Source organism: Micromonospora sp. NPDC050686, from assembly GCF_040654475.1.
Taxonomy (GTDB): domain Bacteria; phylum Actinomycetota; class Actinomycetes; order Mycobacteriales; family Micromonosporaceae; genus Micromonospora.
On record NZ_JBFAID010000007.1, the window covers coordinates 102,100 to 122,055 of the forward strand.

26 protein-coding genes are annotated in these 19,956 nt (G+C 69.2%); 14 read left to right on the plus strand and 12 right to left on the minus strand.

Annotated elements, in window-relative coordinates; all coding sequences use genetic code 11:
- The 5 genes from AB0H57_RS08875 to AB0H57_RS08895 all read left to right on the plus strand — a co-directional run bounded on the left by AB0H57_RS08875 (nt 1) and on the right by AB0H57_RS08895 (nt 5,278).
- Entirely contained in the window at nt 1-903 is a 903-nt protein-coding gene (locus tag AB0H57_RS08875) for a LysR substrate-binding domain-containing protein (protein WP_357504192.1), read from the plus strand.
- Nucleotides 904-1,616: 713 nt separating this feature from the next.
- Nucleotides 1,617-1,958, plus strand: a complete 342-nt coding sequence (locus AB0H57_RS08880) for a YciI family protein (protein ID WP_357504194.1) — start codon at nt 1,617-1,619, stop codon at nt 1,956-1,958.
- 74 nt (nt 1,959-2,032) lie between these two features.
- Entirely contained in the window at nt 2,033-3,241 is a 1,209-nt protein-coding gene (locus tag AB0H57_RS08885; protein ID WP_357504284.1) for an RNA polymerase sigma factor, read from the plus strand.
- A gap of 27 nt (nt 3,242-3,268) precedes the next feature.
- Entirely contained in the window at nt 3,269-4,846 is a 1,578-nt protein-coding gene (locus AB0H57_RS08890; protein WP_357504196.1) for an MFS transporter, read from the plus strand.
- 57 nt (nt 4,847-4,903) lie between these two features.
- Complete coding sequence (locus AB0H57_RS08895; RefSeq protein ID WP_357504198.1) at nt 4,904-5,278, plus strand: hypothetical protein; 375 nt, start codon at nt 4,904-4,906, stop codon at nt 5,276-5,278.
- A gap of 51 nt (nt 5,279-5,329) precedes the next feature.
- Here the strand turns inward: AB0H57_RS08895 and AB0H57_RS08900 are convergent, their stop codons facing one another.
- Nucleotides 5,330-5,488, minus strand: a complete 159-nt coding sequence (locus AB0H57_RS08900; RefSeq protein WP_357504200.1) for a hypothetical protein — start codon at nt 5,486-5,488, stop codon at nt 5,330-5,332.
- 257 nt (nt 5,489-5,745) lie between these two features.
- On the opposite strand from AB0H57_RS08900, the gene AB0H57_RS08905 reads away from it, so the two are divergent.
- The 4 genes from AB0H57_RS08905 (at nt 5,746) to AB0H57_RS08920 (ending at nt 8,300) form a co-directional block, all read left to right on the plus strand.
- Nucleotides 5,746-6,330 (plus strand): DinB family protein, encoded by a 585-nt coding sequence (locus tag AB0H57_RS08905; RefSeq protein ID WP_357504202.1) that lies wholly within the window; start codon nt 5,746-5,748, stop codon nt 6,328-6,330.
- Between the two features lie 288 nt (nt 6,331-6,618).
- Nucleotides 6,619-7,293, plus strand: a complete 675-nt coding sequence (locus tag AB0H57_RS08910; RefSeq protein WP_357504204.1) for a hypothetical protein — start codon at nt 6,619-6,621, stop codon at nt 7,291-7,293.
- Entirely contained in the window at nt 7,290-7,682 is a 393-nt protein-coding gene (locus tag AB0H57_RS08915; protein ID WP_357504206.1) for a phage holin family protein, read from the plus strand. The genes AB0H57_RS08910 and AB0H57_RS08915 overlap by 4 nt, the downstream gene beginning before the upstream one ends.
- Before the next feature lie 21 nt (nt 7,683-7,703).
- Nucleotides 7,704-8,300, plus strand: a complete 597-nt coding sequence (locus AB0H57_RS08920; protein ID WP_357504208.1) for a DUF3618 domain-containing protein — start codon at nt 7,704-7,706, stop codon at nt 8,298-8,300.
- Between the two features lie 206 nt (nt 8,301-8,506).
- Here AB0H57_RS08920 and AB0H57_RS08925 read toward each other — a convergent pair whose 3' ends face one another.
- The 3 genes from AB0H57_RS08925 to AB0H57_RS08935 all read right to left on the minus strand — a co-directional run bounded on the left by AB0H57_RS08925 (nt 8,507) and on the right by AB0H57_RS08935 (nt 9,912).
- Nucleotides 8,507-9,166, minus strand: a complete 660-nt coding sequence (locus AB0H57_RS08925) for a YcxB family protein (RefSeq protein WP_357504210.1) — start codon at nt 9,164-9,166, stop codon at nt 8,507-8,509.
- Nucleotides 9,167-9,278: 112 nt separating this feature from the next.
- Entirely contained in the window at nt 9,279-9,416 is a 138-nt protein-coding gene (locus AB0H57_RS08930) for a hypothetical protein (protein WP_357504212.1), read from the minus strand.
- 85 nt (nt 9,417-9,501) lie between these two features.
- Nucleotides 9,502-9,912, minus strand: coding sequence for a cyclase family protein (locus AB0H57_RS08935; RefSeq protein ID WP_357504214.1), 411 nt, complete (start codon nt 9,910-9,912; stop codon nt 9,502-9,504).
- Here AB0H57_RS08935 and AB0H57_RS08940 point away from each other — a divergent pair.
- On the plus strand, nt 9,896-10,480 hold the full coding sequence (locus AB0H57_RS08940; protein WP_357504216.1) for a GIY-YIG nuclease family protein: 585 nt from the start codon (nt 9,896-9,898) through the stop codon (nt 10,478-10,480). The two genes, AB0H57_RS08935 and AB0H57_RS08940, sit on opposite strands and share 17 nt — an antisense overlap.
- A 245-nt stretch (nt 10,481-10,725) precedes the next feature.
- Here the strand turns inward: AB0H57_RS08940 and AB0H57_RS08945 are convergent, their stop codons facing one another.
- Nucleotides 10,726-11,892, minus strand: a complete 1,167-nt coding sequence (locus AB0H57_RS08945; protein WP_357504218.1) for a CU044_5270 family protein — start codon at nt 11,890-11,892, stop codon at nt 10,726-10,728.
- Nucleotides 11,889-12,449 carry a sigma-70 family RNA polymerase sigma factor gene (locus AB0H57_RS08950; protein WP_357504220.1) on the minus strand — a complete coding sequence of 187 codons (561 nt, stop codon included), beginning with the start codon at nt 12,447-12,449 and terminating at the stop codon, nt 11,889-11,891. The genes AB0H57_RS08945 and AB0H57_RS08950 overlap by 4 nt, the downstream gene beginning before the upstream one ends.
- A gap of 349 nt (nt 12,450-12,798) precedes the next feature.
- Between AB0H57_RS08950 and AB0H57_RS08955 the strand changes: the two genes are divergently transcribed.
- Nucleotides 12,799-13,038 (plus strand): hypothetical protein, encoded by a 240-nt coding sequence (locus tag AB0H57_RS08955; protein WP_357504222.1) that lies wholly within the window; start codon nt 12,799-12,801, stop codon nt 13,036-13,038.
- Nucleotides 13,035-13,460 (plus strand): nucleoside deaminase, encoded by a 426-nt coding sequence (locus AB0H57_RS08960; protein WP_357504223.1) that lies wholly within the window; start codon nt 13,035-13,037, stop codon nt 13,458-13,460. Before AB0H57_RS08955 ends, AB0H57_RS08960 begins: the two co-directional genes overlap by 4 nt.
- 392 nt (nt 13,461-13,852) lie before the next feature.
- On the opposite strand, the gene AB0H57_RS08965 is transcribed toward AB0H57_RS08960, so the two are convergent.
- The gene (locus tag AB0H57_RS08965) at nt 13,853-14,344 is read right to left on the minus strand and encodes an SgcJ/EcaC family oxidoreductase (RefSeq protein WP_357504225.1); all 492 of its coding nucleotides are present in this window, start codon (nt 14,342-14,344) and stop codon (nt 13,853-13,855) included.
- A gap of 96 nt (nt 14,345-14,440) precedes the next feature.
- Here AB0H57_RS08965 and AB0H57_RS08970 point away from each other — a divergent pair, with 96 nt between their 5' ends.
- Nucleotides 14,441-14,887, plus strand: coding sequence for a MarR family transcriptional regulator (locus AB0H57_RS08970; RefSeq protein ID WP_357504227.1), 447 nt, complete (start codon nt 14,441-14,443; stop codon nt 14,885-14,887).
- A gap of 62 nt (nt 14,888-14,949) precedes the next feature.
- Here AB0H57_RS08970 and AB0H57_RS08975 read toward each other — a convergent pair whose 3' ends face one another.
- The 5 genes from AB0H57_RS08975 to AB0H57_RS08995 all read right to left on the minus strand — a co-directional run bounded on the left by AB0H57_RS08975 (nt 14,950) and on the right by AB0H57_RS08995 (nt 18,928).
- The gene (locus AB0H57_RS08975; RefSeq protein WP_357504229.1) at nt 14,950-15,309 is read right to left on the minus strand and encodes a hypothetical protein; all 360 of its coding nucleotides are present in this window, start codon (nt 15,307-15,309) and stop codon (nt 14,950-14,952) included.
- Between the two features lie 190 nt (nt 15,310-15,499).
- Nucleotides 15,500-15,907, minus strand: a complete 408-nt coding sequence (locus tag AB0H57_RS08980) for a nitroreductase family deazaflavin-dependent oxidoreductase (protein WP_357504231.1) — start codon at nt 15,905-15,907, stop codon at nt 15,500-15,502.
- On the minus strand, nt 15,900-16,205 hold the full coding sequence (locus AB0H57_RS08985; protein WP_357504233.1) for a hypothetical protein: 306 nt from the start codon (nt 16,203-16,205) through the stop codon (nt 15,900-15,902). Before AB0H57_RS08985 ends, AB0H57_RS08980 begins: the two co-directional genes overlap by 8 nt.
- 159 nt (nt 16,206-16,364) lie before the next feature.
- Nucleotides 16,365-16,955 carry a carboxymuconolactone decarboxylase family protein gene (locus tag AB0H57_RS08990; protein ID WP_357504235.1) on the minus strand — a complete coding sequence of 197 codons (591 nt, stop codon included), beginning with the start codon at nt 16,953-16,955 and terminating at the stop codon, nt 16,365-16,367.
- 377 nt (nt 16,956-17,332) lie between these two features.
- On the minus strand, nt 17,333-18,928 hold the full coding sequence (locus AB0H57_RS08995) for a GMC family oxidoreductase N-terminal domain-containing protein (RefSeq protein ID WP_357504237.1): 1,596 nt from the start codon (nt 18,926-18,928) through the stop codon (nt 17,333-17,335).
- Nucleotides 18,929-19,045: 117 nt separating this feature from the next.
- Here AB0H57_RS08995 and AB0H57_RS09000 point away from each other — a divergent pair, with 117 nt between their 5' ends.
- Entirely contained in the window at nt 19,046-19,726 is a 681-nt protein-coding gene (locus AB0H57_RS09000) for a TetR/AcrR family transcriptional regulator (RefSeq protein WP_357504239.1), read from the plus strand.
- Nucleotides 19,727-19,956: the final 230 nt, after the last annotated feature.

Here is a 19,956-nt window from a genome sequence, read left to right on the forward strand (position 1 = left end):
ATGTCCGACGCGCCGACCCGGGCCGCCTGGTCGGACCTACGGCGGCTGCGTTACTTCACGGTGCTCGCCGAGGAACTGCACTTCACCCGGGCCGCCGCCCGGCTGCGCGTCGCCCAGCCCGCGCTCAGCCAGCAGATCCGCGCCCTGGAACGCCAACTCGGCGTGCCACTCGTGCACCGCACCAGCCGGGGCTGCACGCTGACCGAGGTCGGGACGCGGGTCGCCGGCGAGGCCGCCCGGCTGCTCGCGGAGGTGGACGCGGGGACCGCGCGCATCTGGGACGTGGTACGCGGGCGGGGCGGCCGGCTCCGGCTGGCGTACACCCGGTCGGCGCGTGGCGGCCGGGTCGACGCGCTGGTCGCCCGGTTCCGGGCCGCCCACCCGGAAGTCGAGGTGGTCCCGGAAACGGCCTGGACGGCGCCGAACGTGGCCGGTCTGCTCGCCGGCCGGCTCGACGCGGCGTTCGTCCGCCCGCCGGTCGACGAGCCGGCGCTGGCCCGCCGGATCGTCGACACCGAGGAACTGCTGCTGGCCTTGCCCGCGGGCCACCCCCTCGCCGCCGGCCGCCGACGGATCAGCCGGGCAGAGGTGGTCGACCTGCCGGCTGTGATGTGGCCGCGCGAGAACGGCCCCGGCATGTTCGACCGCACGATCGCCCAGGTCTGGCCGCACGGCGGCTTCAAGCTTGTCCGGCAGGAGCCGGACGACGAGCAACTGCTACGGGCGGTGGCGCAGGGAGACGTGGTCGCGGCCGTCCCGGCAGGCCGCGCCCGCGCGCTGCGGCTGCGTGGCGTCCGGCTGCGCCGGTTCACCGCCCCGGTGCCCACCGTGGACGTCGCTCTGGCCTGGCCCCGCGACAGCACGAACCCGGCCCTGCGTCGCTTCCTCGCACTGCTCGGCTGAGGCCGGGCGGGGCGCTGTAGGTGTCACCGTCGCTGGGGAAGTAGGTCACTGCGCGGTGGGAGCAGTGTCTCGGTGGACGCGCCGCCCACCACCCGTTGCCGGCCTGAAGCCAGGCGATGGTGGGGGCAAGCGGCCTGCGGCACCTCCCGCAGGGACCTGACGCCCCGATGGCGCCCCTTCGGCCCGGCAGGCGCCGGTCCACCACGTCCACGCCGAGGCCGAGCAGATGCAGCGACCGGTCGATGGTCGCGTGCCGCTCCTCCCCGGCCATCTCCCGGATCGGCGGTGGCCCGAGCGGGGGTAGGCATCCGCACAGCCCAACTGCCGTGCCGCCACGGCGGAGATCCTGGCCGGGCCCGCGCCGTCGCGGGTGATGGTGCTGACCACCCACCAGTCCGCCGCCGACATCCTGCGCGCGGTCGCCGCCAGCGCCACCGGCTACCTGCTCAAGGACGCGTCACGTGCCGAGCTGGTCCCGCTGTGGCGGACCAGCAGGGCTACCGATAGCCGCCACCCAACACGAGGGCGGACACCGCCGTGCCCGCCACCATCGACCACCTTTCGCCGGCCCGCGGGCCGGATGAACAGACCTGGCCGCACCGCTGGCGGTGGGGCCCGGTACCGGCTCGCGGGAAGCCTTTCCCGGAAGTCTGTTGAATTCGGCCGGTCCCGTTCGTCGGGGAGAGGATGGACACTGATTCGAGGAGGATCTGATGCCCCAGTACGCAATTTTGATCTACTCGCCGGCGCCGGCCGACCCGATGGACCTCACGCCCGACTACGTCGAGCTGCTCGAACGGTATCCGGCCCAGGTCGAGGAGCTGGGCGGCCGAGCCGTCACAGGGTTCGCGTTGCAATCCAGCACTACGGCCACGTCGGTTCGCGGCGACGTCATCACGGACGGCCCGTTCATCGAGGCCAAGGAGGTCATCGCCGGGTTCATGATCCTGGAGGCGCCCGATCTGGACATCGCCCTGCAGATCGCCAGGCTCAACCCGGCCACCCGGGACGGTGGCGCGGAGGTCCGGCCGCTGTTCGTCCCGCCGATGGAGTGAGCGGCGGCGACGACGGCGGCACGATCGCGGCCGAATACGCCGTGGCGGACGCGCACCGCCGCGAGTGGGCCTTCGTGCTCGCCGCGACGGCTCGCATCGCCGGTGACCTCGACCTCGCCGAGGAGTGTGTCCAGGACGCGTACCTCGCCGCGCTGGTCGCCTGGGCGCGGGACGGCGTACCCCACAGGCCCGGCGCCTGGCTGACCGCCACCGCGAAGCGCAAGGCGCTGGACGTCCTGCGCCGGGAGAAGGTGTTCCGGTCGAAGATGCCCCTGCTCGTGGAGCCGGCGGAGGAGGAGGTCCTGCAGGTGCCCGACGAGGACGCCGTGCCCGACGACCGGCTGCGTCTGGTCTTCACCTGCTGCCATCCTGCACTGGCCCGGGAGGCCCAGGTGGCGCTGACCCTGCGCCTGGTGTGTGGCGTCAGCACTGGCGACATCGCCCGCGCGTTCCTGGTATCCGAGGCGACCATGGCCGCACGGGTCACCCGGGCCAAGAAGAAGATCGCCGCAGCCCGGATCCCGTACCGAGTGCCGGAGGCCGCCGAGCTGCCCGAACGGCTGGACTCGGTGCTGACCGTCATCCACCTGCTCTTCACGACCGGGCACACGGCCCCGTCCGGTTCCGACCTGGTCCGCGCGGACCTGGCGGACCGGGCGCTGCACCTGACCCGCATGCTACTGGCCCTCATGCCCGACGAGCCGGAGGTCCGCGGGCTACTCGCGCTGCTGCTGCTCACCGACGCCCGCCGGGCCACCCGGATCGACGTCGAGGGGCGGCTGCTGGTGCTCGCGGAGCAGGACCGGTCCGCCTGGGACCGGACCGCCATCGCCGAGGGCAACCGCCTGCTCGTCGGCGCGTTCCGGACCGGACGTGTCGGCCGGTACGCCCTCCAGGGCGCCATCGCCTCGCTGCATGCCGTGGCCGCAAGCTACGCCACGACCGACTGGCGCCAGGTGCTGGGGCTCTACGACGAGCTGCTGAAGGTCTGGCCCTCGCCGGTCGTCGCGCTCAACAGGGCGGTAGCGGTGTCGATGGTGCGGGGACCGGCCGCCGCCCTCGACGAGATCGAGATCCTGGAGCAGGGCGGCCGGCTCGCCGGGTACCACTATCTTCCGGCCGTCCGAGCCGACCTGCTGCGCCGCCTCGGCCGCCACCACGAGTCCGCGGCGGCCTACCGCGCGGCGTTGGACCTAGCGGACAACGAGGCGGAACGGCGATTCCTCGTGGCCCGCCTCGCCGAGGCTGTCGATTCTGGATCCGGTCGTTCGTCGGAAGGCTAGACGACGGACGACCGGAGGAAAACCGCGATGGACACGACCAGCGCCACCCGGCGCGAGTGGCTGGGATTGGCAGTACTCGCGCTGCCCACCCTGCTGCTGTCCCTGGACGTCAGCGTGCTGTTCCTGGCCCTGCCGCACCTGAGCACCGACCTGGGCGCGGACAGCACCCAGCAGTTGTGGATCCTGGACATCTACTCGTTCATGCTGGCCGGCTTCCTGGTCACCATGGGCACCCTCGGCGACCGTATCGGCCGCCGCCGGTTGCTGTTGATCGGCGCCGCCGCGTTCGGCGTCACCTCGGTCGTGGCCGCGTACGCGACCAGCCCCGGCATGCTGATCGCCGCCCGGGCGCTGCTCGGGATCTTCGGCGCCACGCTGATGCCCTCGACGATGGCGTTGATCCGCAACATGTTCCGCGACCCGAAGCAGATGGCCGCCGCGATCGGGATCTGGTTCGCCTGCTTCATGGGCGGCATGACGCTGGGCCCGCTGGTCGGTGGGGCGCTGCTGACCTCCTTCTGGTGGGGCTCGGCCTTCCTGCTCGGCGTGCCGTTCATGGCGCTGCTGCTCGTGGCCGGGCCGGCACTGCTGCCCGAGTACCGCGACGCCAGCGCCGGCCGGCTCGACCTGACCAGCGTGGCCCTGTCCCTCGCTACGATCCTGCCGGTCATCTACGGGCTCAAGGGGATCGCCCGCAACGGCTGGGGTATCGCTTCCGTCGCCGCCGTCGTGGCCGGCGTACTCGTCGGTGCGGTCTTCGTGCGGCGGCAGCACCGGCTGACCAGCCCGCTGCTGGACCTGCGACTGTTCGCCAACCGTACGTTCAGCAGCGCGCTGGCGATCGGCATGGCCACCGGCATCGTCATGGCCGGTATCTCGTTCACGTCCATCATGTACCTGCAGGCCGTCGGCGGGCTGTCCCCGCTGAACGCCGGGCTCTGGTTGATACCGCAGAACATCGCCATGGTCGCCGGCTTGATGGTCGCTCCGTCGCTGGCCCGCTTCATCCGCCCGGCTTACCTGATGGCGGGCGGCCTGTTGGTCGCCGGCGCCGGGCTGCTCGTGCAGACCCGTACCGAGGCCGCCGGTGGCGTCGCGACGGTGGTGGTCGGACTCACGCTCGCCGGCCTGGGTATCTCCCCCGCGATGGCCCTGACGATGCCCCTGCTCCTCGGCGCCGCCCCGCCCGAGCAGGCCGGATCCGCGGCGGCGATCTCGGAGACCAGTGGCGAGTTCGGGGTCGCCCTCGGTATCGCGGCCCTCGGCAGTCTCGCCACCGTCGTCTACCGCGCCCACCTCACCCTCCCCGCGGGTACCCCCACCGCCGTCGACGAGGCCGCCCGTCAGGGCATCACCAACGCCGAGAGCGCCGCCCAGCACCTTCCCGGGGCGCTCGGCGCCGAGTTGCTCGATGCGGCCCGTGCCGCCTTCACCACCGGGCTGACCACCGTCGCCGGGGTCGGCGTCGCCGCCCTCGTCGGCCTCGCCGTCCTCGCCGCGGTCGCCTTCCGGCACGTATCCGCGACCGGGACAGCGGGCGAGGCCCAGGTCAACGCGGACGAGGCGCCGGATGCGGTGACCGCCGCCGGCAAGGGAGATTGGTGATTGCGGCATCTACCAGGGTCTAAACGCTAGCGGTGTGGCCGGGGGTCTTCTTCTGCGATGAGCCACGCGCGGGTGTTCGACCTGCCGGACCAGCCCGGTGATCGCGGTGGCGAACAGCCCGAGCCCGAGCCCGACCTGGTTCAGGCCTACCAGCGTGGCGGTGGCGACGGCCTCCGCTACGCGGAGGTGTCGATGGCCTGGGCGCCCGACTGCGCCGACATCTACGCCACCACGGCCGGGGTGCTGTCCCGACATACCGGCTACGACGCGAACATCAGCCGCACCCTGCTGGAGGCGTGCGTCACGGCGTGTACGTCGTGCGGGGACGAGTGCGCCGGCCACGCCGACAAGCACGAGCACTGCCAGATCTGCGCCGAGGCGTGCCGCGCCCGCGAGCGGGCCTGCCGCGACCTGCTGGCCGCCATCAGCTGAGCACATGCGGGCGGTGCCGGCGCCCGAGGGTGCCGGCACCGCCCGCGCCCGTCACCGCTTGGCCTCGTGCTTGGCCATCTGCGGCCGCTCGCCCTTACCGACCTTTCGCAGCGCCTCACGGAGCTGCTCCTCGGTCATCTTGGAATTGCCCTCGATGCCCGCGTCGTGGGCCTGCTGGCGAAGATCGTGCAGCTTCTCCCGGTTACCCATGTCGGCCTCCCTATGGTGCCGTGGCGCGGGCGGCTCCGCGCTGCTGTCGCCCGTCGCCTTCCCGGCGGAGGGGAACGCAAACGACTTCAATCGGCACCCGGTTCACTATTTCTCACTAAGAGGTTGTCTCACGTGGCAAGTTTCGCGTGCTTCTTGTAGCAGGGCGGCGGCCATAGCCAGGCCTCCGCTCTGCCGGTCGTTGCGGGCCACGTACCGGATCTTGAGACCACGAGCAACCCATGGCAGGCTCATGCCGCATGATCGATGATTTCGCGAAAGACAACCTGCACGGGAGACTGCGGCGGGACCGCAAGGCGCTGCTCTGGAAACTCGACGGCTTGTCCGAATACGACGCCCGCCGACCTTTGACAGCGACCGGGACCAACCTCCTCGGCCTGGTCAAACACGTGGCCACCATCGAGGCCAGGTACTTCGGCGAGGTCTTCGACCGCCCTTCCCCGAAACCGCTGCCCCGGTGGCAGGACTCCAACGGTAGCGATCTGTGGGCGACCGAGGACGAGACCCGCGATCAGATCATCGCGTTCTACCGGCGCACGTGGGAACACTCGGACGCGACGATCAACGAGCTTCCCCTCGACGCCCCCGGCCACGTGCCGTGGTGGCCGGAGCCTTATGCCGAAACGAACCTGTTCGCCATCATGGTCCATGTCCTCGGCGAGTCCATCCGGCATGCCGGGCACGCCGATATCCTGCGCGAGGGCCTCGACGGCCGGACCGGGTTGCGCGCCGAACACGAGAAGCAGATCGACGAGGAAGCCCGTGCAGCCTACTGCGCGAAGATCGAGCAGGCCGCCAGGTCGGCCGCACCAATCAAGGCTTAAGAGTGCAGCTCGCGCCGGGGCCACATCTGTCGCCGCTGCCATCGCATGCGCTATCGCCCATTTGCAGCCATGTCGACGCTCCACAGCCCTTCGCACCGCCCCGTCGCGCGTCTCAGCCGTGTCCAATCTCAGGCGCCAAGCTCATCCACAGACGCTTCGGCTCATTTGCCGCACGCCGGGTCACCAATCTTCCACGACCGCGGCAGGCGAATGTGGTGGGCCGGTGGGGGGTAGGCGGGTGGTGCTCCGGGCTGCACCGTGGCCGGGAGCCGAGGAGAGGAGCGCGCGATGACGGCGATCAACCAGAGCAGACCGCCGGGCGGCACCACTGACCAAGCCCGGCAGGCGGCATCCCAGGTGGGCCAGCAGGCCGCGCACGCGGGTGGCCAGGTCGGTCACGCCGCTGCCGAGCAGGGCCGGCAGGTGGCCGAGCAGGCGCGGCAGCAGGCGCGGAACCTGACTGGGGAGACCACCTCCCAGCTGCACGAACAGGCCCGCACTCAGCAACATCGAGCCGCGGATGGGTTGCGTGGCCTCGGTCGCGAGCTCGACACCATGGCCGACCGCGGCGGGGATAACGGCATGGCCGGTGAGGCTGTACGGCGGGTGGCGATGGTCGCGGATCGGACCGCCGGGTGGCTCGACGAGCGTGAACCCGGCGAGGTGATGGATGACGTGCGCCGGTACGCCGGCCAGCACCCGGGCATGTTCCTCGCCGGCGCAGCGGTGGCCGGAGTACTGGTCGGCCGTCTCACCCGAAACCTAACTTCGGGGAACGGGCAGCGCGCGAGCGAACAGATGGGTCAGGCTGCACAGCCTAGCCAGCCGATGCCGCAGCCGCAGGAGCGGGCGGTCGAGGCTCCATACACGGGTGAAACCCCTTACACCGGGGCGGCGCGGGCACAGAGCGTCTCGCCAACGGGCCGACGGGAATCAGATATTCCGGGTGGGGTGGCGCCGTGAGCGCCCCGGAAAAGGAGCGCACCCAGTCGGTCGGTGAGCTGTTGGGTGACGTGACCCGTGACATGTCGACGCTGGTCCGCCAGGAGATCGAACTGGCCAAGGCGGAATTGCGCGAGGAGGCGAGCCAAGCCGGCAAGGCCGGCGGCATGTTCGCCGGTGCCACGCTCGCCGGTCTCCTGACCGTCCTGTTCGTCTCGTACGCAGCCTGGTGGGGCCTGTCCAACGTGATGGACCAGAGCTGGGCCGCGCTGATCGTGGCGGGAGTGTGGGCGATCGTCGCCGCCACCCTCCTCGCCACCGGGCGGACGAAGCTGCGGCAGCTCCGGGCGGTGCTGCCCCGGACACAACAGACCGCACGGCAGATGCCTGACGCCCTACGTGGGCGATGAACCACCGGGAGGGAGCAAACGATGTCGACCGATCCGGATCAGATCCGGCAACGAATTGAACAGACCCGCAACGAACTGATGAACGACGTCGACGCGCTCACCGACAAGGTCGATCCGCGGAGGATCGCCAGCGACCGTGTCGGCCAGGCGCGGGGCGCACTCACCAGCGTCAAGGAGAAGGTCATGGGCACACCCACGGACGGGCACGGCGCCGGCCAGAAGATGTCCTCCGCCGCCGGCTCGATGCGCGACGAGGCCCGCCAACTCGGGCAGCAGTCCCGGCAGCAGGCTCAAGGCAACCCGCTCGCGGCCGGCCTGATCGCCTTCGGGGCCGGGCTGCTGCTCTCCACACTGATCCCGCCCAGCCGCCCCGAGCGGCAATGGGCCGGTCAGGCCAAGGAGATGGCCCGCCAGCACTCCGGCGAACTGCGCGAGCAGGCCAGCGAGGTCGGCCACCACATGCGGGACAACCTGCGCGAACCCGCGAAGCAGGCAGCCCAGTCGGTGGGGTCCACGGCTGCGCGCGGGGCGTCCGCTGTTCAGGGCCAGGCCAAGTCGTCTGCTCAACACGTACGGGGGCAGGCACAGGGAGCTGCGGGTGAACTTCGGCAGGGCTGAGCTGGGTGCGGCCTCGGGGGCGGGCTGGTATGAGCAGGCTCGCCCCCAGTGCCGTTTCCTCGCCTATCATCACGCTGGATGACGGCTCCGCCGCCGAGGGTGGCACGGTGCGTCATGTATCGGGGTGGAGCTGGATTGCGTTCATCCACTGGCGCTACCCGCCCTCGGTGCCGCGATGCGGCGACCAGATTGACGGCGCAGACCTTCTACGGCTCAGCCTGGGTCGGCTTGGCGCCGTTCCTCATGCAGGGGGTGCGGGCCCCAGCGCTAACGGCCGAGGTAGCTGCCGGCCACGATCGGCTCCGCCGGTTGCTGTGGGTGTCGAGCAACGCTCGCAGCGGCGCTGCGTCCTCCCCGACCAGCCCACGCTTCGGTAGCACGAGCGCCACCGCACCAATCTTCTCTGATGCAAGCAGGACGAATGACCTATCCGTCTCGACGTACAGCGGGAATTGGGACCACGCCGAGGTTGATTCCGCTGCAGGGTTGCCGACATGTACTCCGGTGTCAGCAACCGCGGCCCGTATGGACTGGGACAGCCACGGGTTTCCGCGCAGGATCAGTCGCGCCTGCCACCGATAGACCCAGCGGAGGAGAACCCGGCTCAGCAACAGGCTGAATCCAACGGTGACGAGCAACAAGACGAGGGAAGCGACTGCGAGGATTGGGACGGTAGCCGCTGACAGTTCCCAGACCTCTGCACGGACGAAGCCTATGGCAAGTCCGACCAGCGGGGGGATCGTCAGCAGGGCGACCAGCCAGCGGCGCCGGATGCCGCGTAGCTGGGCGGCAATGCCATCGAGCAGATCATCCGAGGTGAGGGTGTAACGAAGCTCGATCGGGCCGGCCGTGACCTCAGACGTCATGGCGGAGCAGCCTACCGGGAGGGGCACCGCGACGCCGTCCGGTGCACGGCTTCCAAGGTCGTCTGCCCGCGGCGACGCTCTACGCATTACGAGATCAAATTGCCCACCACGTCTACCTGCCCCACTCGCGGGCGGTAGAGGTGCCAAGACTGAGGTGGAAGTCCCACTGGCGGAGCTCGGCAGCCGTCGTCGCGCACCCCTCCAGGTCGCAGTTGTCGAGCAGCCACAGACCCATCGCAACGAGGCTCACGGCGTGAACCGGCATCAACACGTCTTCGTGCTCCGACGGCTGAACGTCCTGCGGGGTGTCAGCGCCGATCAGCGCGACCTCCCGTTCATGCAGCCACGGCAGGCAGGTTCTTTTCCCCGTTTCCGCAGGTTGTTGGTCTCGGCGCGTGCCAGCCGGCCTGCGTGAGACCGCTGGCCGCGCCGGCCTCCTTCCGGACGCGGCCATAGCCGGTCCGCAGGAGTACCGCGTCGCCGGATCGCACACGCACACCCTGGCAGCGCTCGGCCTCCTCGAGGTCGTCGGGAAACACACCCTGCCCCGGTTCCAACCATGGCACATCGCGGACCCTCGCAATGTCCAGCAGGACGCGCCGCGCGATGATTCCGTTCGCCGCCGCCGTGACGGCCGCCCACGCCGATCCCGTTGCGGCGTCGACCAAAGAGTGCGACCGCCCGTTGGTGTCCTTGCAGCCCCGGCCAGATCTGCCCGGGACGCCTAGGATGGTCTCGATGACCATTCCCGAAGCGCGACCCGACGACGTTCCCACCGACGGAGCCCGGGTCGAAGAGGCCCTGCGACTGCTCTCCGGCGTGCCGGTCGGACTCGATGTCGCCGTCAAGCGGCTTAGCCGTGGCAGCGGTGTCTACGCCTGGTGGGCTGGTCCTACGGTCTTTCCCGACCTCCGCGGGACGCCGAATGAAAGCGTCCCGTCGCTACGGCTGCTGTATCTCGGACGCGCGACCAGCCTGCGGGGCCGGATCCTGCGCAACCATCTGAGGCGTTCGGGCAGCTCGACTCTGCGCCGTACATTGGCCGGTCTGCTCGTGTCCGAGGGATACCGGACGACCTGGACCGATCGAGTTGTCCTGGTCTCTGAGGATGAGGCGCGGCTGACCGCGTGGATGTACGCGCACCTGTGCCTGACCTGGGCGCAGGACCCGGAGCCGGCGACCATCGAGGCCGAACTTGTCCGGCGTATGCACCCGCCGCTCAACGTACACGGCGTCCACCCCGAGCACATCCAGGCGGCCGTGGTCGCCGCCAAGAACGCATACAACGCCAGCAGCCGCCCGGTCGAGCCCTAACGAAGCGCCGTAACCGTTTGCCGGGCACGCGTACGGGTACCGATGGCGCTCATGCCGCGAAGGACGCACCCATAGGCGTGCGGGGTCGTCAACTGGACAGCTGGCGGAAGGTGGGCCGAGAGCGGGGCGTCAACCACGAGACCTCGCGCAACTGGGTCGACTGGCTGCGGCGGGAACGCCCATCGGCGCGCTCGACCGGCTGACGGCCGGCGGCGCTGCTGCGCCGCCGGCCGGTGTTCAGGAGGTCAGTTCTTGACGTCCACCGTCGGCGGGTTCTCGTTGGTGTTTTTCGATACGAGTACCAGCTGATACGTGGACATTGCGCCCGGCGTGATCCACGACCACAGGCCACGCGGCTTCACCACGCGCATCTCCTTGGCTAGGGCCTGCCCGGTGTTCGGGTCGATGATCAGACGCACCTCGAAGCGGCCGTTCCCGGGGCTGTCCTGGGTGAATGCGACCGCCTGCCCGGGCCGGCCGTGCATGTCGTGCACGGATCCTAGCCCGCGCACGCCGGGCAACGCGGCGAGCATTCGGTAGGTGGCGGCGCGGACCTCGTTGCTGACCGGCAGGTCGATCACCACGCTGGCGGCGACGGTGAGCAGCCACTGGTCGCGGTCGGTGGGCATGTCGCCACCTCCCCCGTCATAGCGGCTGAGCAGTGCGCCGCGGAGGGCGGCCGGGTCGGTCGGCAGCGCATCGAGTTGTGCCTGCGACACGTTTCGGTCGCCGAGGGCGAAGAGGTGCGCTGCGTCGACCGTGTTGCCGTGGACCTTCCCCGCGGCGGTCTGCAGGTCGAAAGGCTTCGGCTTGGTGATCCTGATGACGGCCGGGGAGCCGTTGCGACGCCAGGCGGCCTCGTCGCTCGGCGTGGCGGGCGCGGCACCGAGCGACTGCGACATCGCCCAACTGCTGTCAGCGCTGGAGCTGGCGAGCCAGTACTGGCCACCGGTTCTGTCGAACATGGTGTACGTACCGTCGGCGGCCTCGACCGGCACCGCGAAGCCGCTTTCGGTTTGGATGGTCAGATAGCGCCCGCCGGCCGGCGGGGCTTTGTCGCTGCGTTCGGCTGCCACGAGCAACAACCGGCTGGAGTCCATCGGCGCCTGCGTGGCGGGCGACGCGACGGCGGGTGCGGCATCGGGTGCCTTGCGCGGAGCGGCGCCGGGCAGGGCCAGGGCCACCGCGGCGGCAGTGACGGCGGCCACGGTCACGCCCACCGACGCGAGCAGAGCCACCCGCAGACGCTTGGGCCTGCGGAGCTGGTCGGCCGCGGCGCGCCCGTCGGCGGTCGAAGCGTTGGCCAGGATTCCGGCAACGACCCGTGCGGTGTGCTCGTCCCGGTTCGGCGGGTCCAGTCGTGCCGGCCGGGCCTCGGCAAGCAGGTCCACAATATTTGGTGAGCGGCTCATCGGATCGACTCCTTCGGGACGAGTGTGGCGGCGGGTCGAGGCAATTCCGGTTCGGTGGCGGCAACCATGGCGTCCTTCAAGTGACGCCGGGCGCGGTGCAGTCGCACGTAGTACGCCGCCGTAGAGCAGCCGAGGACCCGAGCTGCGTGACCTGGCGCCAGCCCATGCCAGGCAACCAGCGTCAACAATTCGCGGTCGCCGTCAGACAACCGAGCCAGGGCCGTGAGAACCGCGGCCCGCTCGGCGATGCCGTCTGCCACGTCGGCGACGGACAACTCCTCATCGGTGATCCACGCGCGCATCTCGGCAGCGACGGCCTGCTGCCGCTCTTCTGCGCGGTATCGCGCACCCACGACGTTGCGGGCGACGGCAAGCAGCCACGGCAGCGGCGTTGCCCTCGGCAACTCCGGCAACCGCCGCCACGCCACCAGGAACGTCTCGGCCACGACCTCGTCGGCCAGCTGGCGACCGGCGCGGGTGACGGCATACGCATACACCTGCCGGTAATGCGCCTGGTATACAGCGTTGAAATGATCGTCCGGTTGGGGTTCTGGCACCGGCTTCGGCCCTTCCTGTCAGAGTTACTCCGTCACCAGGAAATGTCTCGGACGCGCCGTTTCTTACATCGGTCACCGATCTCAACCCGGTCACCCCTCCCAGAGGGTGGACATCGGACCATGTCCTGGCCTGCTCTCCCCTTGTAGTCGGTGACCCTTCAGGACTTTGCCTCATTCGATGATCTTGCGGACGTCGTGGGGGTCGGCGGCAACAGCGACGCCGGCCTGCGTCGCGCGGTACGGTTCGGTGACGCCTGGCACCGGTTGCGGGTCACCCCCGGATGGCTGGCGGACGCAGCCGGGCGGCTGAAGGCCACCGCCGACGAGCTGGGCCACCCGGGTGCCCGCGTTGACGCCGCGCATCAAACTCCCGGAGACCCGAGAGGCGGTCACCGCCCCGGACCGGCTCGCCGGTGTCGGCACGATCGACCAGATCATCGCCGACATCGACCAGATCCGTCTGCTCGGCGCGGAGGCGGTGGTGCTCGATCCGTTCCACGGCGACGTGACCGAGATCCGCCAGCCCGAACGCGCCTGGCATACCCTCGCGGCCGTGGCCGCGTATCACAGATCCCAGGAGGACCGATGACCCCTGACGACGAGAAGTTTCTCCGCCGTGCCGTGGAACTCGCCAGCAGGGCCGGGGCCTGCGGCGAACGGCCGTTCGGCTCGTTGCTGGTCGGTGCGGACGGCACCGTCCTGATCGAGGACCACAACACCGTGGTCTCCGACTCGGACATCACCGCTCATCCAGAACTGAAGCTGGCCCGCTGGGCCGCTCGGGAACTCACCCCCGACCTGGCGGCCGCCACCACCATGTTCACCAGCTGCCAGCCCTGCCCGATGTGTGCAACCGCAATCGGCCGCTCCGGCCTCGGCCGGGTGGTGTACGCCCTGTCCGCGGAACAGTTCGAGGACGTCAAGCCGGCCACCCCGCCGCTGCCCCCGGTACGGTACGACGGGCCGGCACTGTTCGACGAGGCGCGCCAGCCGATCGACAACTACTACTAGAGCCCACCTGGCGGATCTTCTCGCTGTTGTGCTGATCGTGGCCGGCACCGCCGTGACCCCGCCGCCGGACGTGCCCGCTTGCTACCTGCGCGGACCGTGTGCCCTGCACCGAAGCCGCCAGCAGGTCGAGCGAGGGCGGCGGTGGTCCGCGGGGCGGGCAGGGCCTGCACCGAAATCTTTAGGAAAGCCTACGGCGCGCGCCACATCGGAACCGGCCGACACGGAGGTCGTGGGCCCGCTCGAATATTGCCGCACGGCGCCCTGCCAGACGCCGCTGGTGGACCCGCGCATCGGCTCGACTGAGCCCTGGCCAACTGGCCGCCGCGACGGACAGCGACGAGCGATCGGCGGCATGAGGACGTCTCGGCAGCGGCGAGCGCCGGCCGGGACGGTCAGGTTCTGGGAGTAGGCCGGCCCACACCGAGGCGGCGGGCTGCCTGGCCCATGGCCTGAGCCATGTGCGAGGGCAGCGAATTCGGGGGCGGAATTTGCACTGGACGCACCCGCCCGTTGTGCAGTGCGGTGAACCGCCAGGCACGGTCGGTGCGCACGGCGACCAGTGTCTGGCGGGACAGGCGTCGCTTGGGCAGTTTCGAGCGCCAGGGCATCAGCACCGACGCGGTGCCGTGGACGATGGCCACCCCTGGAGCGACGTGCCGGATCGACTCGACGCCACCGACGAGTGCGGATCCGGCGAGCACGCCGCGGAAGAGCTGGTCGTGGGCGTTCTGCATGTCGTGGCGGCCGATGGCGCGGGTTCCGTCGTAGGAGACGTAGTCGGAGTCCTCAGTGAAGCAGGCCCCGTAGGCGACGGCGTCGTTGTCGGTCCAGGCCTGCATGAGTCGGCCGAACAGTTCCTGGATCTGGCGGTCGTCGGTGGTCATCGTGTCCTCCGCAGAACTGGTATCATTTCGATCGTCGGACACTACGATAGCAGAAGGTTTCGAATGTCGAAGGATAGCCTTATCCGGGACGTAGCGATGCAACTGCGGCTGCTCCAGCAGAGCTTCGACGCCTTCGACGAAGCTGCCGCCGCTCGGCTCGGCCTCAACCGCACTGACCTACGCGCCATGGATCTCGTGCTCGCCAACGGCGGTCCGCTGTCGGCGGGGGAACTCACCAGCGCCCTCAGACTCAGCCCAGCGGCGACCACCACGGTCATCGACCGCCTGGAACGCGCCGGCCTGGTCCGCCGTACCCGTGACGCCGAGAACCGACGGCGGGTCCTGGTCACAGCAACGGACGCCGCGCGCACCGCTGAACAAGACATCTACCTACCGGTCGGCGCTGCCGGCGCACAGGCCCTCGGCAGGTACAACAACGACCAACTCGCCACGATCCTCGACTTCCTACAGACCGCCCGCCAGGTACAGGAACAGCAGACGGCACGGGTCAGCATGATCCCCGCGCCGCCCCAGGGCCGATGATCCGCTCATCGGCTACTTCAGAATGCCCGCTCGACTCAGTGACCAGCTACCGACCATGGCCGCTACGAAGCGGTCAGCACGCACGGCGGCGGCATGGGCGGATACTCGCTGGAGAAGCGGGGCGTTGCCGTGGTCGGACTATCGAGCATGCCGAGGTGACCTTTGCCAACGGCGTGCGTCGGACCGTTGTCTCCGGGAACCAGCCGGTCAACCTGCGCCGATAGCCGCATGCGGGCGACGACGTTGCCGGCGCGGTCGATGGTGACCAGCGAACCGTCCGCGAAGGCGAACAGCACGCCGCCGGGCACCAGGGCCGAAGCGAGGACAACGCCATGCGGTAGATGCCGTACGGCGGTGACGCGGCACCCATGGCTCAGGTCGATGACCGCGATGCCGGCGTCCTCGACGAGCCACGCCGGCATCGGGGATGATCACCGGCTCTGGCCGCGTCCACTGCCTCAGAACGGCCCCGGAGGTGGCCATCACCAGCAGTGCCCGTTGTCCAGGTGCCGACGTCACTTTCGGTTGCGAGCGCTTCGCGGCGCGCGCGGATAGGCACCGGACCAGCGGCGCGGCCCGCACCGGCGGGCACTGCGGTTGTACCGGCTCCGCCTACGGCGCAGGTTCCAGTACGACGACTGGGATCTGGCGGGCGGTCTTCCGCTCGTAGTCGACAAAGCCTGGATACGCGGCCTTCTGCATGCTCCAGATCCTGTCCCGCTCCTCCCCGACGGCAACTCTGGCGGCCAACTCGACCGTGTCCGTACCGATCTCCGCTTGGACCTGCGGATGAGCGAGCAGGTTGTAGTACCAGTCAGGATTGGTGGGAGCACCGCCCTTGGACGCGAACACGGCGTAGCCGCCGTCCACCTTCTGGTACATCACCGGGTTCACGCGAGACTGGCCGCTCTTGGCGCCGACCGTGTGCAACAGCAGCAGCGGCGCGCCAGCGAACTGACCGCCCACCTGACCACCGTTGCCGCGGAACTCAGCGATGATCTTGTCGTTCCAGTCACTCATGACTTCTCCCCGCCCCCGCGTACCGGCTCCTTGAACACGATTCTGACAGCTCCGGCTGTGGCGTGACCCTACGTCGCGAAGTACTTGGAAAGATGGCACCGGTGACTCGGCTGTGCCACGCCGTCAGCGTCTCGAGTACCGCCCGCATGGCGATCGACACGCTCTCCGTGAGCTCGCCGTCCTCGGCGACGTCCGGGCTGGTCAGCAGGGGCTCGGGCAGCCGCTCGCCCACGTACTCCTCGCGGTGCCGCGCGAGCGTACGCAGCCGGTTGAGGCAGAGCCGGGTCACGATCCGCACGAGGTACGCCTGCGGGGACCTCGCAGCGCTCGGCGTCGACCAAGGCCGCCCACCGCAGCCAGGTCTATTGCACCTCGTCCTCGGCGTCGGCGACCGAGCCGGGCAGCTGGTAGGCGACGGTGAACAGCAGGCTGCGGTGGGCGACGAGGGTGTCCTCGCTCATGACCCGGACGCTACTCCCGGTCGCTCGGCCAACGGCTTCAAACCGCACGCGGCGGCGAAGCCGTCGGACTCGATGCCGAGCGCCACGTTGCCACGCGTGCTCATGTTCGCGAACGCGATCACCGAGGTGAGCTCGACCACGGCGGCAGGTCCCAGCGCGGCGTGTAGCCGGTCCACCAGCTCGTCGGTCACGGTCGGCGGTGTCTGGCTCATCGCCTCGGCGTACTCCAGGACGTCCCGCTCCAGCGCAGTGAAGACGTCCACCTCCCGCCACCGCGGGATCTCGCGCGCCTTCTCCACGTCGAGCCCCTTGTTGCGCGCCTCGAAGTAGTTGAAGTCCAGGCACCACGTGCAACCGACCAACGACGCGACCGCCATGTGGGCGAACGACTTCAGGGTCTCGTCACAGGCATCCCACTTCTGCAGCTTGCCGCCGAGGCCGGAACTGGCGAACAGGACCTTGGGGTTGTGCCAGAAGACGCCCAGCGCCGTCGGCACCTTCCCCAGTCTCTTCTCGACCATCCGCTTGATCAGCGCTCCCTTGACGCCGCTGATCTCGGCCGGCGGGATGCGGGTCGTGTGCTCCATGTCTTCTCCTGTGTCGGCGGCTGTGTCGACGGGTTGGTAGGTCGTCACGCCATGGAGACACCGGCCGGGCCGCCGTTGTGACATCGAGCGGGACAAACGGCTGGTCTGTTCGCCGTAGACGGCGTCGGTGTAGTCCAGTCCCGGTCCAGGCGTCCTCCGGGATCGAGGATCCCGTAGGTATCGGAACACGTCACGAGGCTCGTGGAAAAGGCGTGTGTGGATACCCAGTCACAGGTTTCTGATCTTCCGAACGGCAACGGCTCCGTCTGCGCTGGGGCTGACGGAGCCGCGTGCCGTTCGGGGCTACCGCGCGGTCACGCGAGGGCTCGCGTCTGCGACCGGGCGGGCTGGTTGCCCTGCTGTGCAATCTCGCATTGTTATTCGCCCTGCTCGATCAGGTCGGCTGCGCGCCACGCGAGGGCCATGGTGGGTGCCGCCGTGTTGCCTGACGGCTGCTGCCGGAAGACCGAAGCGTCGATCACTCGCAGCCCGGACACCCCTCGCACCCTCAGGCGGGAGTCGACGACATCGTCATCGTTCGGCCCCATGGCTGCCGAGCCGATGGCGTGGTAGATCCCGCCTCCGGTGTCGATCGAGTATCTGAGAACCTCCTCCGGTGTCGACACCTTGGGGCCGGGGAACTCCTCCTCCTGGACGAGGTCCGCCACCGGGCTCTGGGCGACCACCTCGCGAGCCCGATCGAGGATCTTCGAGGTCGCCGTACGGTCTTCCTCAGTCTCGAGGAACCGGGCGTTGATCAGTGGCCCGTTCTCCGGAAGTCGGCCACCGAGGTGGACCGAGCCTTCGGTGGTCGGCCTGATCTTGTACCCCACAAACATGAACCCCGAGTGCTTGGCCAGCTTCATTGTGGGCGAGGAGACATCGAGCGCCATCGGTAGCCAGATCCCCTGGATGTCGGGCCGCTCAAGCTCCGGGGAGGACTTGAAGGCGGAGAGGAGATCGTATCCACCTGTGGCGATCGGGCCGCGGCGGGTCAGCAGGTACTTGAACCCCTCCCAGCCCTCCTTGGGCACGGAGTTGAGCCGCTGGGTCAAGCCAATCTGGTCCTTCAGCTTGACCTGGAAGCTGACGCCCCGCTGCTCGATCACCCGCTCGCCGACATTCGGGCTCTCCACCACGACGTCCACCCCGGCGCCCCGGAGTACCTCCGGTCGTCCGATGCCGGATCGCTCCAGCAGCAGCGCGCTCTCGATCGTCCCGGCCGACAGGATGACCTCCTTGGCAGCCAGATAGTCCTGGTACCCCGAACCCTTGCGGGTGGCACGCACGCCGACGACCCGGTGCCCGTCGAAGAGCAGGTAACCCACCTTCGTCCGCTTCAGATAGGTCAGGTTGGGCCGCTTTAGCGCCGGCCGCAGGAAAGCGCTGGCCGCACTGACCCGCACACCGTTCTTGATCGATGACGGGGTGAAGCCGATGCGTTCGTCGTCGTGGGCATTGGTGTCGGCCGAACGCTGCCAGCCGACCTTCTCGGCGGCGGCGAGGATGGCGGTGGTGACCTCTTCGTCGTCCTCGCTGATGGAAACGCCGTGAGGGCCACCGGCGCCCCGCATCGGCGACGGGCCGAGCTGGTGGTCCTCCATCGCCTTGAACACGGGCAGCATGTCGTCCCAGCCCCAACCAGGGTTGCCCCGCTCGACGATCGCGTCGTAGTCGGCCGGTGCGCCGCGGGTGTACATCATCCCGTTGATCGTGGTCGACCCACCGGTCACCTTGCCCCGCGTCCAGGTCTCGATCTGTCCGCTAGGCCCGATCGGCTGGGTGCGGTAGTGATACGAGTAGCGCTCACCGCGGAGGGTGAAGAAGAAGCCCTTGGGGATGTAGTGCATCGGGTTGATGTCCCCGCCCCCGTACTCGATCAGCAGAACCTTGTTGGACGGGTTCTCCGACAGCCTGTTGGCCAGCACGCTTCCAGCCGCGCCCGCGCCGACGATGACGTAGTCGAATTTCATGATCCACTCCCTCGGGCCGTGACCTGTGAGGCCAAGCTACGTCGAAAACGGGGAGCAGTCCACGTTTTACCGGTGGGGTAGGCCACGCCGCGGTCCGCGGCCGATAGGATCGGCCCAATGGCACACATGGACCCGAGGCCGCGGCGTCCCCGCACCGATCAACGCCGCAATCGCCAGGCCCTTCTGAACGCGGCCCGCGAGGTGTTCGCCGAGTACGGTCTCGACGCCCCCCTCGACGAGATCGCCAAGCGAGCAGGCCTCGGCAACGCCACGCTCTACCGCCACTTCTCCGATCGGCAGGGACTGATCATCGAGGTGGTCCTTGACAGCCTCTCGCGACACGAGCATGCCCTCACCGAGGCGCTCGCGAAGGACAGCGGCTGGTCTGGGTTCACCAGCTTCCTCAAGTGGCTGTTCACCGAGCAGGTCAACGAGGTCAACCACCTGGCCGCGCTCCGCGCGATCCCAGCAGGCGAAAACGCCGAGGTCGACAGACTACGACACAAAACCCTCAAAGGGTTCGAGGACCTGATCGCTCGCGCAAAATCCGAAGGCACCTTCCGTCCCGACCGGTGGGTGGAAGACATCTTCCTCATGCTGTTTCTCAACGAACACCTCGGGCGCCTCGGCGAGACACCGCAGCGGGCTGCCTCACAACGATTCCTCGAACTGACGCTCGCGGCCGTAAGTACCCCGCGTGCTGACCCGATCGATCAGCCCAGCCATGAGCCCGACAACGTCCTCACACTCCGGCACACCCTCGGGCACGATCTCGCAGGGCTTCCCCGCGTCACGTAACCGGCGGTCACCTGCGAAGCCACGTTCTCCGACACACCGCATTTATCGAAGGATGGTTTGTAGGTGCGGTGTTCGTGCGGGTGGGTAAGCTTCCGGGAAGACATCGATGGAAGCCATGCACGCGGTGAAACGACGCCTGTCCGACATCATCTACCGATGCATGATCAACGACGCCGCGAACACCACGGCGGCGGGCCCGGGAGGACAACGGGGAACGACTACAGACTCCA

Excerpts from the sequence above, each read along its gene's own strand:
- AB0H57_RS08975 (WP_357504229.1), bottom strand. The coding sequence starts at position 15,309 with ATGCCGGCGTGGCTCGTCGAGGACGCCGGCATCGCGGTCATCGACCTG.
- AB0H57_RS08995 (WP_357504237.1), bottom strand. The coding sequence starts at position 18,928 with ATGAAATTCGACTACGTCATCGTCGGCGCGGGCGCGGCTGGAAGCGTG.
- AB0H57_RS08935 (WP_357504214.1), bottom strand. The coding sequence starts at position 9,912 with ATGGTCATCGAGACCATCCTAGGCGTCCCGGGCAGATCTGGCCGGGGC.
- AB0H57_RS08910 (WP_357504204.1), top strand. The coding sequence starts at position 6,619 with ATGACGGCGATCAACCAGAGCAGACCGCCGGGCGGCACCACTGACCAA.
- AB0H57_RS08960 (WP_357504223.1), top strand. The coding sequence starts at position 13,035 with ATGACCCCTGACGACGAGAAGTTTCTCCGCCGTGCCGTGGAACTCGCC.
- AB0H57_RS08990 (WP_357504235.1), bottom strand. The coding sequence starts at position 16,955 with ATGGAGCACACGACCCGCATCCCGCCGGCCGAGATCAGCGGCGTCAAG.
- AB0H57_RS08965 (WP_357504225.1), bottom strand. The coding sequence starts at position 14,344 with ATGACCACCGACGACCGCCAGATCCAGGAACTGTTCGGCCGACTCATG.
- AB0H57_RS08895 (WP_357504198.1), top strand. The coding sequence starts at position 4,904 with ATGAGCCACGCGCGGGTGTTCGACCTGCCGGACCAGCCCGGTGATCGC.
- AB0H57_RS08875 (WP_357504192.1), top strand. The coding sequence starts at position 1 with ATGTCCGACGCGCCGACCCGGGCCGCCTGGTCGGACCTACGGCGGCTG.
- AB0H57_RS08905 (WP_357504202.1), top strand. The coding sequence starts at position 5,746 with ATGATCGATGATTTCGCGAAAGACAACCTGCACGGGAGACTGCGGCGG.
- AB0H57_RS08945 (WP_357504218.1), bottom strand. The coding sequence starts at position 11,892 with ATGAGCCGCTCACCAAATATTGTGGACCTGCTTGCCGAGGCCCGGCCG.
- AB0H57_RS08920 (WP_357504208.1), top strand. The coding sequence starts at position 7,704 with ATGTCGACCGATCCGGATCAGATCCGGCAACGAATTGAACAGACCCGC.
- AB0H57_RS08880 (WP_357504194.1), top strand. The coding sequence starts at position 1,617 with ATGCCCCAGTACGCAATTTTGATCTACTCGCCGGCGCCGGCCGACCCG.
- AB0H57_RS08900 (WP_357504200.1), bottom strand. The coding sequence starts at position 5,488 with ATGGGTAACCGGGAGAAGCTGCACGATCTTCGCCAGCAGGCCCACGAC.
- AB0H57_RS08925 (WP_357504210.1), bottom strand. The coding sequence starts at position 9,166 with ATGACGTCTGAGGTCACGGCCGGCCCGATCGAGCTTCGTTACACCCTC.
- AB0H57_RS09000 (WP_357504239.1), top strand. The coding sequence starts at position 19,046 with ATGGCACACATGGACCCGAGGCCGCGGCGTCCCCGCACCGATCAACGC.
- AB0H57_RS08980 (WP_357504231.1), bottom strand. The coding sequence starts at position 15,907 with ATGAGTGACTGGAACGACAAGATCATCGCTGAGTTCCGCGGCAACGGT.
- AB0H57_RS08890 (WP_357504196.1), top strand. The coding sequence starts at position 3,269 with ATGGACACGACCAGCGCCACCCGGCGCGAGTGGCTGGGATTGGCAGTA.
- AB0H57_RS08970 (WP_357504227.1), top strand. The coding sequence starts at position 14,441 with ATGCAACTGCGGCTGCTCCAGCAGAGCTTCGACGCCTTCGACGAAGCT.
- AB0H57_RS08940 (WP_357504216.1), top strand. The coding sequence starts at position 9,896 with ATGGTCTCGATGACCATTCCCGAAGCGCGACCCGACGACGTTCCCACC.